Source organism: Neorhodopirellula pilleata (assembly GCF_007859915.1).
GTDB classification, from domain to species: domain Bacteria; phylum Planctomycetota; class Planctomycetia; order Pirellulales; family Pirellulaceae; genus Rhodopirellula; species Rhodopirellula pilleata.
The window spans coordinates 650,716-665,609 of record NZ_SJPM01000002.1 but is presented as its reverse complement, the minus strand read 5'-3'; the positions used below and the strand labels follow the sequence as shown (position 1 = coordinate 665,609).

9 protein-coding genes are annotated in these 14,894 nt (G+C 55.9%); 2 read left to right on the top strand and 7 right to left on the bottom strand.

Annotation, left to right across the window (positions count from 1 at the left end):
- Window positions 1-4: 4 nt before the first annotated feature.
- Together Pla100_RS07570 and Pla100_RS07565 are read right to left on the bottom strand one after the other, a co-directional pair.
- The gene (locus Pla100_RS07570) at window positions 5-2,785 is read right to left on the bottom strand and encodes a PSD1 and planctomycete cytochrome C domain-containing protein (protein WP_146577054.1); all 2,781 of its coding nucleotides are present in this window, start codon (window positions 2,783-2,785) and stop codon (window positions 5-7) included.
- A gap of 79 nt (window positions 2,786-2,864) precedes the next feature.
- Window positions 2,865-3,596, bottom strand: a complete 732-nt coding sequence (locus Pla100_RS07565) for a class I SAM-dependent methyltransferase (RefSeq protein WP_231602808.1) — start codon at window positions 3,594-3,596, stop codon at window positions 2,865-2,867.
- A 165-nt stretch (window positions 3,597-3,761) separates the two neighbouring features.
- Between Pla100_RS07565 and Pla100_RS07560 the strand changes: the two genes are divergently transcribed.
- Together Pla100_RS07560 and Pla100_RS07555 are read left to right on the top strand one after the other, a co-directional pair.
- Window positions 3,762-5,573 carry a DUF1549 domain-containing protein gene (locus Pla100_RS07560; protein WP_146577052.1) on the top strand — a complete coding sequence of 604 codons (1,812 nt, stop codon included), beginning with the start codon at window positions 3,762-3,764 and terminating at the stop codon, window positions 5,571-5,573.
- A gap of 2 nt (window positions 5,574-5,575) precedes the next feature.
- Window positions 5,576-6,883 (top strand): DUF1501 domain-containing protein, encoded by a 1,308-nt coding sequence (locus Pla100_RS07555; RefSeq protein WP_146577051.1) that lies wholly within the window; start codon window positions 5,576-5,578, stop codon window positions 6,881-6,883.
- A 587-nt stretch (window positions 6,884-7,470) separates the two neighbouring features.
- On the opposite strand, the gene Pla100_RS07550 is transcribed toward Pla100_RS07555, so the two are convergent.
- The 5 genes from Pla100_RS07550 to Pla100_RS07530 form a co-directional block, all read right to left on the bottom strand.
- Entirely contained in the window at window positions 7,471-8,295 is an 825-nt protein-coding gene (locus tag Pla100_RS07550) for a LamG domain-containing protein (protein ID WP_197167759.1), read from the bottom strand.
- 197 nt (window positions 8,296-8,492) lie between these two features.
- Window positions 8,493-9,596, bottom strand: a complete 1,104-nt coding sequence (locus Pla100_RS07545) for a calcium/sodium antiporter (RefSeq protein ID WP_146577049.1) — start codon at window positions 9,594-9,596, stop codon at window positions 8,493-8,495.
- A gap of 109 nt (window positions 9,597-9,705) precedes the next feature.
- Complete coding sequence (gene corA / locus Pla100_RS07540; protein ID WP_146577048.1) at window positions 9,706-10,683, bottom strand: magnesium/cobalt transporter CorA; 978 nt, start codon at window positions 10,681-10,683, stop codon at window positions 9,706-9,708.
- Between the two features lie 97 nt (window positions 10,684-10,780).
- Window positions 10,781-12,196, bottom strand: a complete 1,416-nt coding sequence (locus Pla100_RS07535; protein WP_231602807.1) for an MFS transporter — start codon at window positions 12,194-12,196, stop codon at window positions 10,781-10,783.
- Window positions 12,174-14,894: an efflux RND transporter permease subunit gene (locus Pla100_RS07530; protein WP_146577046.1), complete on the bottom strand. Its 2,721-nt coding sequence runs from the start codon at window positions 14,892-14,894 to the stop codon at window positions 12,174-12,176. The genes Pla100_RS07535 and Pla100_RS07530 overlap by 23 nt, the downstream gene beginning before the upstream one ends.

The window sequence follows — 14,894 nt, the reverse complement described above, 5'->3', positions numbered from 1 at the left end:
TTGTCTAATCCACGTAACAAAATTCGTTGGTATTTAAAAGCACGAGTAGGACATGGGCGAGACCTCGGGTGCGGGCGTCGACTTGATCGAGCGTCAAGTCCGGCTGGTAAGTTGTGTAGGCGGGCATCTCCTCGACAAACGTGTACGGCTTGCCGGTCTTTTCAGCCATCACGGTCCGCTCGATCTTGTCTCGGTAGATTTTCGCTTCGTGGGTGCTTTTCTTTTCTTGCGAGACCGCTCGTCTCCAATGATCGACGCATGCGGTTAGCTCCTCGGGCGTCGGCGTTCGGGAAAACGCCAACTCAAATGCACGCGTGATGGCGGCTTCATCATCGGGATATTCTTCTCGCACGATTCGATCTGCAAACGCGACCGCCCGATCAAGGACCTCTTGGGAGTTAATCAGCGTCAGGGCTTGAGGAGCAACGATCGACGTTTCACGCATTTCGCAAGACTTATCCGGTCCCGGTTGATTGAACGCTTCCATGAACGGGTCGCGCATCCCGCGGATCCGTTCGGCGTACAGCGTGCGACGATTGCGATCGCGGGGCGTCGGATCCGGCTCATAGACCGATGCGGTGCCGCCCATGATCTGACGTGGTTGAAACGCCACTTCTAAATTCAAGTCGGGCCGGCACGGGATTCCGCCGACTTCGTCGTTTAACTCGCCACTGACAAACAGCATCGAGTCACGCAATTCTTCGGCGGTTAGACGTCGCGGGAGAAAGGTCGCATAGAGTTCGCCTAACGGGTCTTTCTCGGCAAGGGAATCAGGATCGGGATGGCGACTCGATCGCGCGAATGCGTCGGAGGTCACGATCAATTCATTGAGTTTCTTGATCGACCAACCGTTGTCCATGAACCATGCGGCAAGGTAGTCGAGCAGTTCTCGATGGGTCGGCAATCCGCCGGTGCCGCCGAAGTTATTCGGGTTCGCCGCGATGCCTTTACCAAAATGCCAGGACCAAACGCGATTCACGATCACCCGGGACGTCAACGGATTGGACGGATCCACGATCCAATCGGCCAGCGCCAAGCGACGCTTGCCTTTGCCGATGGGGAATTCGATCGCCGACATTTGCCCGACCGATTCGGCCGCGCTGAGTGCGCCCGGTTCGACGGCATCACCGACCGCGTAAACGTCACCTCCGGTGTGAATGACGTCGTTTTCGATCTCGCCCTTGCCCCAAGGGTTGGCGGGCATGTCGAGCCGACCTTGCACATTCTTTCGAAGGATCGTGGCCCCGGTATAGACGGACAACGCCAATGGTCGGACGCGGTCGAGTTCGATGCGATGACGAACGATGTTCTTGGATATCCGCGCCAACGAGGCTTCGTCGCCGGGATCGAGCCCGTTGTCACCGACCTTCGCCTCGCCCGATTCCTGTTTCTTCAGACGTTCGACTTTGTCCTCGAGTGCTTTCTTCTCTTTTTCGTACGCGGCAACTTTCGCTTCGATCCAAGCGTCACTGCGTTCAAACCCGCCGCAGTTTTCACGATCTAAAAAGCTGGCATCGCGTTCGGCGAATTGAGTCGTCGAGAACACCGCCATCATTCGGTAGTAATCACGGGTCGGGATCGGATCGAATTTGTGGTCGTGACATTTGCAACACAGCATCGAGTGCGCCAAGAACGCTTGGCCGACCGTGTCGGTCACGTCGTCGAGCCATTGCCCGCGAGTTTCTTTGAATACGCTCATCCCGGTTTGTTCCCACGGTCCCATTCGCACGAAGCCGGTCGCGATCAAGTTTTCAACGTTGTCGGGATCGATCTCGTCGCCGGCGATTTGTTCCCGGACGAAGTCGTTGTACGGTTTGTCGTCGTTGAACGCACGAACGACGTAGTCACGGTAACGCCACGCGTTGGGACGAGCGTAATCGTTGGCAAAACCAGCCGTATCGGCATATCGGGCGACATCGAGCCATCGCCAACCGAAGTGTTCGCCATATTGCGGCGTGGACATCCAATGACGCGAGAACTCTGCGATGGTTGCTTGCGGATCGTTCGCAAAATTGTTTGTGAACCGTTCGACCTGATCGGGGGTCGGTGGCAATCCCGTCAAGCCGTACGACAACCGGCGCACCAACGTCTGCGCTGAAGCTGCCGGAGCGACCGCGAGACCGACACGTTCGAGTTGTTGATCGATGAACCAATCGATCGGATGTTTTTCCGGTGGAACCTCGACAGATTCGATCGGGCGATAGGCCCACAGCTTTTCCGATTCATAGCGGCGGTTTTGCCAGTCATCCGAAAGCGCCCGCGAGACGAGCACCTGCTCGCCTTGTGCGTAGGCCTGTTGAATCTGTTTAACGCGTTCTTCGTTCGGCCAAGGGGCACCTGCGTTGATCCAATCTCGGATCCACCATTGCTGTTCTTCGGTGAGCCGATCGGCTTCCTTGGGCGGCATCTCGTATCCGGATTCTTGCCGAGTGACGGTCACGAACAGCATGCTGTGCTCGCCCTCACCTTCGATCAACACGTCACTTTCGAATGCGTCACCGCCGGCGAGCAATCGGTCTCGGCTTCGCAAATCAAGTCCGCCTTCGATCTCGTCCGGGTCCGCCCCGTGGCACGCCAAGCATCGTTCTGCAAAGAGAGGCTGGACATGCAGGGCGAATAACTTTTCACCCTCCGTGACAGACTCTAGGTGAGGGGCAACTTCGGAATGGCCAGTGACCGGCTGCTCGGCGTTGATCGGTGCAATCAGAAGCGAGTTGAAGCCGGCGGTCACCAAACAAGCCAAAACGATCGCCGTCGAGTTGGTTTGCCGTGTTTTGCGTTTCATTGAAAGGGTCCTTGAACTTGGTTCACCTATGATAGCCGCTCCGGCGGGTGCTCGTCGTCAAAACCCTCCTTCACCCAGCCTACGATTCGGCTGAATTCCTGCGAGGGAACACGGCAGGTTGGCCGAACCAATCGGGATGGTAGCCTTGTCGGACCGCCAACAACACCGCTTTTCCGTGTTGGTGTTCGCTGCCGTGCGTGTAGTCCCATTCCAATCGTTCTTCGTAACGCAAAATCCTCAATCGCGATTTCGCCGCGACCGCCCAAGCGGCCAATTGATTGGGACTGAAATAGTTGATCACCGCATCGGCCGTTTCGCTAACCGGGACGTCCCGGTCCCGTCCCGGCAATTGGTCGCAACCGGGATCCGCGGTCGTGTGAACCTGAACGTAAAGCATGCCGCAATCGGTCAGGCTATCGCACATGCGTTGCCAAACGGTTTCCGCGTCGGCAGCGGGGATGTGGTCCAAAACCGTCGTCGCGATCACCGCATCGAGTGATTCGCGAGGAAACTCGAACTCGCGAACGTCGCACAGTTGAGTTTTCACCCGGTCAGAAACCCTGTATTGGACAGCCCGCTCGGCGATCCGAGCCAACCCTCGATCACTGAGATCGACCGACGTGACGTCGTACCCTGCCAACGCCAGCGCGATCGAATCTCGCCCGGCACCGGCGCCCAAATCGACCGCCTTGCCGCTCGGGCGCGCCGCTTGTTTCAAAAACTCTTCCAATGCCGCCGACGGCTCCATCCCGTACGCGATGTCGTCACGATTGTAGACGTCAAAAAAATAGTCACTCGAGGGGGATGTCACGATGTTCAGTCGGATTCAAGAAGGGGAGACGGCGGGTGAAAGCAAAATCGTTTCTTTGTATCGACACGTTTTTTCTGCTCAAATAATGTTCACTCGGTTGCCAAGATAAATGATCCGGCAGCGAATCGACACCCAAGCAACCTCACTCCGTTCCCAAACTGCCTCATGTTTGCACACGATTCGAACGCTCGGCGATGGCTCATCCGATTCGGTCGGATCAGTCTACTGTTGTTCATGGTGTTCTCGACATTCGCCTTTTTGACCGCAGGAATGAGCACGGAGCAACTGAAGAATGCGGACACCAGCCAAGCCGCTGCGTTGACCACGGTCGGCAACGATGTGGCGGCCCCCGCCGTGGACGTGCGAAATGCCTCGGCGACACGGCACAACGCGATCGACTCGCTCGTCCCCGATTACGACCGCGAATTATGGAACGACATCATTCGAGAAGACTGGCAGAACCAACTTCAATCGCTGGCGATTTCACCAGCCCCCGATGCGGACTGGTTGACGGTTTGTCGCCGGTTGTCACTGTCGATGGTCGGTTCGGGCCTATCACTCGAGGAGATTCGTGAGCTTCAAGCGATTGCCGAAGAACAACGCATCGAGCGACATCGGCAAAACTTGCTCAATGATTCACGGTTTCATGATTATTGGGGTGAACGCTACACGCGGTTTCTTGTTGGTGCCGACGACGGCCCTTTCTTGGTGTACCGTCGTCGTCGGTTTCGAACCTGGTTGTCTGACCGGATCGCCGAGAACCTTCGCTACGACGAGTTGGCCCGCCGTCTGATCACCGCCGAAGGCTTGTTCACCGATCGGCCGGAAGTCAATTTCTATACCGTCACCTTTGACAGCGGCAACGGAAGTCCCGACCCGGTTCGCATGGCCGCGCGGGTGAGTCGTGCGTTCTTGGGTGTCCGAATCGACTGCTTGCAATGCCACAACGATTTTCTCGGCAACGTCTCGATGGGCGACCCGGTATGGATGGCGGATATCGAAACGGCGTCCCCTGCGGGAGAATTTCGCGAAGGCCAACAGCAGGACTTTCATCAATTGGCGGCTTTCTTCACCGCTGCCGATACGGAAGGTTTGCAAGGCCTCCGCGACAAGCCGGCCAAATACGAGTATCAATACTTGCACGCCGACGAAGAGCAGGACGTTCAACCCAACGTGCCCTTTCGGGCTGACCTATTACCGGAGAAAGAATACGACAAAGACGCCCGTCGGCGACTAGCAAAATGGATGACACATCCCGAGAACACGCAATTCGCCCGCGCCGCCGTCACGCGAGTTTGGACGTTGTTGTTTGGGCAACCGCCGGGCGATAGCGAAGGCGTCGACGATCTGCCGTTGGATCAAAAACCCAGTCCAATCATCATCTCGTTGTCTCGGGCATTCATCGAGAGCGGATACGATCTACGAGAATTGATCCGGCTGATTACCGACAGCCCCGCCTTTCGCGTCGATAGTCGTGCGGACTTTGAAATCACCGCGTTGCACGAAAGGGCAATGGCCGCATTCCCCGTCGTGCGTTTGCGGGCCGAGCAAGTCGCTGGAACGCTCACCCAAGCCGCACGAGTCAAGACGGTCGATCGTGACTCGTCGTTTATCTTGCAACTGCAACGATTCGGCGAAACGAATGATTTCTTGAAACGCTACGGCGACCTCGGCGAAGATGAGTTTAAGAACGAAACCGTCACGATCACTCAGCGACTCGTGATGCTCAACGGGAAACTGACCCGAGACGTCGCCGACTACAATCCCGTCCTCAATACATCGGCCCACGTCGGCATGTTCGCGACCGACAATCGCAAGGTGGTCGAATCGTTGTATTTGGCGAATCTGAATCGCTTTCCCACTTCGGCCGAAGTCGACCATTTCGTCAAACGGATCGTCGACGGAAAACGAGAACACGCGATCGAAGACCTCGTTTGGGTGTTGGTCAACAGTAGCGAATTTGCTTGGAACCATTAGTCATGAACTACACGTCCCCCCGCGTTTGCGATCCATTTACCCACTTCTCGCGTCGCCGTTTGCTTGGTGCGGGAGGCGGCTTGATGCTCTCCGGCCTGGCCCGGCAATTGACGTTAGCGGCCGAAAAGTCGGCCGATCCGAAAGCACCGCCTGTGAGCGTGATTTTGTTGTGGCTCGAAGGTGGCCCCAGTCAACTCGAGACGTTCGACCCGAAACCCGGAACCAAAGTCGGTGGCGAAACTCAAGCGATCGCCACCAGTGTCCCCGATTTACAGATTTCCGATTTGCTTCCCGCAACGGCCGAGAAGATGCACTTAGCGACTTTGGTGCGAAGCGTTGTCGGCAAAGAAGGCGATCACGAACGGGCGATCTACAACATCAAAACGGGCTACCGACCCGACCCGACCTTGGTCCACCCGTCGATCGGCGCGGTGTTGTGCCAAGCCGACGAGGCCGGTGCAGACATCCCACGACACATATCGATTTTGCCAGGCGGTGCACCGGGGCGGGGCGGATTTTTGGGGGCTCGCTTTGACGCCTTTCGCACCGGCGACCCCGAGTCCCCCGTGCCGGACGTGAAAGCCCGTGTCGATGACGATCGCTTGGCCAAACGGCTGGAGGACCTGCAGTCGATCTTGGAACCGCAGTTCGCGCGGCGACGACTCGTCGATCTGCAATCCAACCGAACGTTGCACCAAGCGAGCACGCAGGCCGCCCGCCGGATGATGTCCAGCGATCAGCTTTCCGCGTTTGATGTGACCAACGAGTCCGCTTCCGCTCTGGAGTCGTTCGGCGACGACCCGTTCGGACGTGGGTGTTTGGCGGCGGCCCGTTTGATCGAAGTCGGTGTACGTTGCGTGGAAGTGACGCTGACCGGTTGGGACTCTCATGTGAACAATCACGGCCTGCAAGCGTCAGCGACCGCTCGGCTTGATCCCGCACTGGCGGCGCTATTGGCGAGACTGGAAGACCGCGGTTTGCTCGATTCCACGCTCGTCGTATGTGGCGGTGAATTCGGTCGGACGCCGTCGATTAACCCGGCGTCAGGCCGAGACCATTGGCCACACGGTTTCAGTACGCTGCTTGCCGGCGGACGTTTCCGACGCGGCTATGTCCACGGCGCCACGTCCAGTGATTTGAAAGCGGACAAAGCTGAAGGACACGTCGCCGATTCGCTAACGATCGCGGATCTACACGCAACCATCCACACCGCCTTGGGGCTTGAACCGAGCCACGAGTACCAAACCCCCATCGGTCGCCCGATGTTTCGAAGTGATGGACGCGTGATCAACGAGTTGCTACAAACTTAAAATCCTCAATGCGGCGAAGCCGCAACTGGGTAGCACTCTTCGGCATTGATCCGGTGCAACCGTGCGGCGTGTTCGATCTGTTACCAAACAGGAAACAACAATGCTTCTAAAAGTTCTCGGAATATGCGCTGGTTTGCTTGGTCTAGCGTTGACAGTTTTCGCGGTCATGGCTTGGCGTGAGTTGAATAGTGCAGCCACATCAGAATTGCCACCATCTCCCGACTCAATGCCGCTATTGGAAATCGTAGGCCCCGAACTCTTTGACACGCGGGATCCGGGCGTCAAGCCTGCTAAACCCGCAGATCTCGCACAGGCGGCGCTTAAGAGAATCTACATTATCGGCGGCGGCTCATTCATTTTGTTGGTCGTCGGGATTCTCATGCTGGTGTTACCGCATGGTCCACGAACCGATCAAAGGAGTTCGTAGAATATGGCTGCGTGATGCGAAGCATTTTCTCACCGGACCAGTGACCGTGCTGAGGTAGATGATCTCTTTCGCTGCTTCCATCCGCGATGACTGTATTCTCACGCATTCCTGAAAAACAAACAAAGACAAAAGATGCCAACTATCATCGACGCTTAGCTTGCTACTTCGGAAGAGAGGCGATCTCGCCCGCGGTCAATGCCCGGTCGAAGATCGCGATACCGCCCAGCGTCGCACCGAGGAAATTGCCGGGTTTGCCCGCGACATTCACCGAACCGACGGTAAAGTCCGCACCGTCATCTTGTCCATCGAACAAACCTTGCCGATAGGGGAAAGGGTTCATCCCTTCGGCCTGACTCAGACTTCCGTTGAGATACAGTCGGACTTCCTCGCCATCGTAGGTCATTGCGAGCGATTGCCACTCGCCCAACGGGACCGTCTGTCCGGACGTCGCATACGTAATGCAGGCCTCTTCGTCTGGAGTTCGGCCGCCGATGGATGATACGTGCCCTTGAAACCGGTCTTTCGAAGGCGTCCGTGTCATCGTCCTAAAGTCTGTTTGCTTAGCGGCATTGAGGAAGAGGCAATACTGTCGACGATTGCGAGTCTCGTCCCATACGCCTGCGATAGCCTGCCAATGACTCGTTTGATTGCGGTAGATCCAGGCCACCACGGTGACCTGCGCGTCGGGGCCATGGATGTTCAGCGGACCGATCTTCTCTCGCGGGATCGACAGCCATTGTCCTTGATTGATCTTGATGGCACTGCCGAATGGGCCGCCATCGAGAGCTTTGATGGGGCCGTTCTGTTCCAGAAGCTCGAGTGCTGGATTCACCAGCGATCGTTTGGGCTCCCCTTCCGCATCACCAAACGTCCAGAAGGCCACAAGGTTTGGAACGTCGGCGACTTGCTGTGCGGGCTGTTCCGCCGTGGCATTTAGTGAATCAGCCCACCAAAGGCAGATCAGGAATAAAGAGGCGTGTTTCATCAGATTCGCAATTGGGCATCCAGCGAGGTCTTGTCCGACCTTTAGTTCGGCACGGCGTTCTTCCGGCAATGTTGACCGCCGAACGCATCCCCTCATCCTATTCGATCGCCAATGTCGCTGCGATAGTAGAGGCCGCTACTTTGCCTTCAAACCCGCAATGCCGTAAACAACCAAGAGACTTACACGAAGGCATTCGTTTAACTCGGTTTGTTACTCAGTCCTGCATTGGTGTGAGATCGCCACATCGTAATCGCCAAGGTCAAGACAGTCAGCGGAATGACAAACAGCAGCATCACGTCGCCAATGGTGTGACGCAAGTCGTGATCGGTCGCTGCGAGGACCAGATGCGCCGTGTAGGCCAAGTAATAAAACAGGAAGACGGCGCCTTCCCAACGTGCAATCAGGTTGCCGGTGACGAAGATCGGCCAACACGCGATCGCGACCGCGATCATCACGGGAATGTCGAACCGAATCGCGGCAGCACTGACGCCAATCCCGTCGGGCGCTAACAGCCCAGACAGTCCCAGCACGCACAAAACATTAAAGACGTTGCTACCGACAATGTTGCCGACGGCGATGTCGCGTTCCCCCTTGATCGCGGCAATGATGGACGTCGCCAATTCAGGCAATGAAGTACCGGCGGCGACGATGGTCAATCCAATGACCAACTCACTGACACCAAAGCTTTTGGCGATTATCACCGCTCCATCGAGTAGCCAGTTTGATCCGGCGACCAAAAGGAACAGCCCGCATAGAATCAAAACCAGGTTGATCCAAATCGAGGATTTTCCAGAATTCTTTGCCGACCATTCGTTTGCGAATTCGTCTTGAACGAGTTGATTTTCTTTTCGACTCGCCCGAATGCACCACCACGTGTAGGCGACGATCCCCGAAAACAGGACCGCGCCGTCGAATCGGCCGATTCGACCGTCCAAGCTTACGATCAGCATTAGCATCGAAACGCCGATCATGATCGGGACGTCTCGACGGATGAACTCGCTGGCGACCACCAACGGAATGATCAACGCTGACAGTCCCAGGATGAACAGCACGTTGAAAATGTTGCTGCCCACCACGTTGCCGATCGCCAAGTCAGCGCTGCCGGCGAAGGATGCTTGCACCGAAACCGCAAGCTCAGGCGCGCTCGTTCCAAACGCCACGACCGTCAAGCCGATCACAAGAGGAGAAATTTTCGCGGCAACAGCCAGATTCGAAGCTCCGCGGACTAGCAGCTCCCCGCCACCGACCAAAACCATCAGGCCCCCTAACATCTGTAGCGAGGCCCATACCGTATCATTCATCGAAATTCACTTTAACGTCGCTGGACGTATCGTTTTGAGGTTAGAAAGACGGCATCACGTGATGCCGCGAGAACATGACGTCGCTCAACAGACACTGTATTCGTCGCCATTACAGCCAACGACTTCGAAGAAAAAACCAAAGCATCGTGACGGGCACGATGGCACAACTGACAAGCATCGCCGACATCCACCCTTTGGAGTCGAACGGCAAGCTTTCAAAGTTTTGCCCGAAGAATCCTGTGATAAACGTCAACGGCAAGAAGATCGCGCTGACGATCGTCAATCGCTTCATAATGTCGTTGGTGCGCTGCGATACGACCCATTGAAATGCATCGAGCACGTTGCCTAGTAGTTCACGATTGAGTTCAATCGATTCATTGATTCTCAGCAGATGATCGTAGACGTCTCGGAGATAGGGCGAAGTCTTCTCACTGATAAATCCTCCCTCTCGTTTTGACAGTTGAGAAAGCACGTCTCTTTGTTGCGGCAAAACGCGACGCATCGAAATAAGCTGTCGCTTCAGTCGAAGCATCTCCTTTAAATTGGCTGCGGTGGACCCTTGATTGAGCAGGGCTTCTTCGATGCCTTCGATCTCGATGGCCAATCGGTCGATGACCGGGAACATCGAGTCGACTACGGCATCGGCGATCAGATAGCGAATGAAATCGACACCGCGTCGCGCGGCGGTAGCATCCGCCGCTAGTCGACTCCAAACACCGTTGAGCGAGGGTGATGGTTCATCGTGAACCGTAACTAGGTAGTTCTTTCCCAAGAACGAATGCAACTCTTGAATATGCGCTTCGTCCGCCATCGTCGAAAGAAGGCAAAAACCGTGAGTCACGATGAATAAGTGATCGTCGTAATCTTCCAGCTTGGGGCGTTGGTCAAAGTGCGTGCAGTCCTCGATCTCCAGGGGATGAAATCCGAACCGGTTGGCGAGCATTGCCAGTTCCGATTCGGTTGGAGCCTCGATGTCGATCCAGATCAAGGCATCTTGTTTGGGGGAATGAGCGAATTCGTCGCCGACAGATTCCTTGGCCTTGCCTTGGATTTCGCCTTTCGTTTCAAACTCCAGTGTTCGCATCATCGGTCAATCGCCGCAAACGTTGATATCAGCCAGGAAAACAAAAACGACTCTGCGTCGCAAATCGAAAACAAATCACCACTCATTCCCTTGTCCACCGTTAGTCGTCTTCGGGAAGTGGTTGTCCCTTGGTTTCGGGGAGAAAATAAACGACAACTAAACCGGCGATGAACACGAGACTGACCCAGGAGGTTGCATCCCGAAACGCAGACAATCGGGCGGCATCTCTTGCCACAGCATTCGCGGTTTCGGGAAGTTTCGCGATCGCTGATTCGCCTAATTTCTGTTGTAACAATCCCAAGGTGAATGGCCCCGTGGCGGCAAGAAATCGCCCGACGTTGTAGCAAAAACTGGTCCCCGTACTACGCAGTCGAGTGGGAAACAACTCGGGCAAGTAGATCGCGAACCCGGCAAATAACGCCAATTGAAAGTATCCCATCACCCCGCTCATCCACAATTGATCGACGCCTTGGAACATGCGAAAGTACAAGTTCGTCGCTAGAAAGGCACCGATGAAGGCGATCGCGAAGGCAAACTTTCGACCTGTTCGCTGGGCGATATAGGCGAAAGATAGCATTCCCAAAAAAGCACCTACATTCTGGATGATACTATTGAGCCCCTTGTAATACGTCGCTTGGCTGGCGATCTCGGTGTCGCTGAGGCCTTTGTCTTTCAGTGAGGTATGGATGACATCGCCGACCAGTTCTGGCGCGAAGAAACCGATTCCCCACAGCCCGATGACGCCGGTGATACAGAGCAGAATTCCAAGAATGGCTGGTTTGCGCCATCGTCCGGGGCCGAGCAGCGAAGCGTACGAGCCGAACTTGACGCCGCTCAATCGCCCCGCCTCCCGTGCTTCGGTCCACTTTTGGGGTTCTTTCAATCGCAACTGAATGAAGACGCATAAGAAAGCCGGAATGGCGCCGACCAAGAATGCGTATTTCCATGCTTGGTCGGACGTGATCTGCTGCGCTGAAATCAACGTTCCCATGTACATACTGATCAATCCGGCGGTCACGTTGCCGATCGCCGAAAGCGCTTGCAGTACACCAAGGGCCCACGTTCGCGCTCCCGGTGGCAGGGTATCTGCGATCAAGGCGACGGCCAAACCAAAGACGCCGCCGACGCCCAAGCCTGTGATAAAACGGTAGACCGCAAAGTCGACCCAGGATGTCGATAAGGCAGAGAGTCCTGTGAAAACCGAGTACAGCAAGACCGTGATCGTCAATGTCTTGGCCCGCCCGATCCGGTCCCCCAGCGATCCGAAAAACAGTCCACCGGTGGCCCACCCAGCCACGAAGATCGATGTGGCGTAACCACCAAACGTTTTCACGTTGGCGCCTTCAGGCAGCAGGTTCGTTAAAGCCGTGTCACGAAACAGAATGAATAGCTGTTGATCGAGGCAATCAAACAGCCACGCAAGCGACGCCATCAGAAACACGAACCAGTGATAAGCCGTCAATTGTTGCCACCACGGACGAGCGTCATGGGGTTCATCTAGTTGGATAGGTTGCATGTGCATTGGTTAGTGAGCGAGAAAGGTCGTGAGTATCTTTTGGGGTAGTTTGATCGGCAACGCAATGATGTACTGGTTTGCTGATGTTATCGCCCCGTGGATGGACAAGGACAGTGTGATCGTTCGTTTCGGTGGCATCGCTGTTGTTGTGCTGCTGGTGGTGATGTTGGAACTCCGCTACCGCACGTTGCGAGGTCGGTTTGCCACCGTGAAGGTCGAAAGCCTTTCCCAGGGGGCTGGCCAGGATGGCCGGTAACAGGACCAATTCGGCAACGGCGCCGCAACTGAGAATCACCAACATTAATAATCCGAACTGACGGGTCGGCACAAACGTGCTTAGCAGAAACACGGAAAGCCCTAACCCGTTGATCACGGCCGCTTGAAGGGTCGGGTTGCAACATCCCAAAAACGCCGCTTCGATCGCGCTATTGCGATCCGGCTGAGTCGTTTGGCAGTGTCGATACCAATGCAGAAAGTGAATCGTATCGTCGACTGCCACACCCAACGCGATGCTTGCCGTCATCATGCAACCAATGTCGATGGGGATCCCCAACCAGCCCATCGAACCGAACACGGCCAATACGGGCAGCAGATTGGGGATCATCGCAACCAAGCCCGACGCAAGTCCTCGTGTCACCCACATCAACAGCGGCGTGATGGTCAGGAACGACCACAGCGTGCTTTCGATCAAGCCGTCCAATAGCTCGCGCTGAGCCTTATAGATAATGGGAATGGCACCGGTGTGGATCACCGAAACTGCAGGACGATCGCTCGCTGAATCTTTCCCAGAATTGAACTCGACATTGGCTTGCGCGATCATCGGTGCGATGACATTCCGGATATCTTTCGCAAGCAAGCCAAAGTCGACGTCCTTGAACGCGGCCGCCCGCAAACTGATCCGCCAAAGTTCGTCTTGCGACTCGAGATCCATCGCCAAGTAACCGCTTTCGATCAGGGCTTGGCGTCCGGTTTGAAGCTTGCTGTTCAAAATTCGGTAACGAACAACTCCACTTATGCCCTTATTGTGAGTTGGCAATTCCGGGATAAACGCGATCGCGGACATCGACGTCGAGATCAACTGTTGCCCATGCATTCCGAACTGATGATCAATCGCGTTGCGAACGCCTTCAACGACTTTGGCGCGATCCAACATCGTGAGTGTTTGATTTTGGGCTGATGATGAACTGTCACCCAAATGACGTCCATCGAATCGAATCAGCACCTCAAGAGGAACCAAGTTGCCAAGGTTTTCTTCGAGCCAGTGGTAGTCGGCTAGGATACGTGTTTTCCCGTCGAACAACTTCAGCAAGTCGACCGAGGTTTGGATCCGGGGAAGACCGAACGATAAGACGATCAACCCAATCGCGGTGGCTAACCCGATGCCGCGATGATGGCGAATCATTCTCCGAACCCAAGCTGTTTTCCATCGGTGAGACTTCGTGGACGATCGCATTCCGGCTTTCGTCTCCGGATCGAGATGCTTTGACGATCGTTCGAACCCGTCGTGGCGGCCGAAGAATTGCAGCGCGGCGGGCAACAGTACAAATAACGCAATTAACATCAAACCCATGCCGAGCGCTGAGAAGCTTCCGAATCTTCGGATCGGCGTCAAGTCACTTGCCAACAGTGACAACAACCCCAACGCGGTCGTCGCGCTGCACAGCGCCGCCGGCTTCATCCCCATCGCCATGGCGCGTGCGGCAGCCGTCCGCGTTCCGGTTTCCTCGGCCGCAACACGGTAATAATTCACCAAGTGAATCGCACCGGAGATCGTCAGCACGTAAATCAATGACGGCATCGCCAGCACGATCGCGTCGGCATGGCAACCCGTGATCCAGATCGCCGCGGTAGCGCCACAAGTGCTGAGGATGCCACACAGGAACACGATGACGGTCAAGCGAATACTGCGCAGCGACCACCACGACAACACAAGGCCCAAGCCACCGGCGGCGATGGCCAGACGAATCAGCGTCCGTTGGCCTTCTTCGTTGATCGCGAGATTGTCGACCGGCGGCCCGCCAAGGTGCGCCGATTCAAGCGGAATCTCACACGTCACCAGCGTTCGAAACAACAAGCCTTGCGACTTGTCCGGCGAACCGGCAATCCGGTCGATCCAGCGAGGCGTCCAAAACCCGATCGCTTGTCGCAGCTTTTCGGTGGGAAAGTCGTACAGAAATACGATCGCGCATCCTTGACCGTCCGGTCCGATGGCGGAACCCGTCAATCGTTCCACCGCTCGGGAGGCGGGCAGATTCATCGGTTCGTCGGTCAACGTGCGCAGCAACGAGCGCGACGTGACGACCTTTTTGATGAAGTGTGTATTCTCGGCCGCGTCTCTCTCAATCAGGGTCGCGGCGAACCTTTCCAATCGCGGGTCGTCGCTGCGGGATTCTTCGGGTAGAGCGTTCAGATCGATTTGGCAGCCGTCCCAACTAACAATGACAAAGTGTCCGTCACCGAACCAATCATCAAACTGTTTCAGTTCGACCGATTCGGGCAAATTGGCTGGCAGCCAGTCGGCGATACGGTTGGAGTTCGTACCGACCGCCAACGCAGCCCAGTAAATCAGGAGGGGCGTTGCCAACGCACCCGTCAACAGGATCAACCACGAAAAACGAGATAGCAACCGAACCGCCAGCGAGTCAAAATCGAGGCGGTTCGGGGTGCGTTCGGAGACGTGTCCGTTTTTATACTTCAC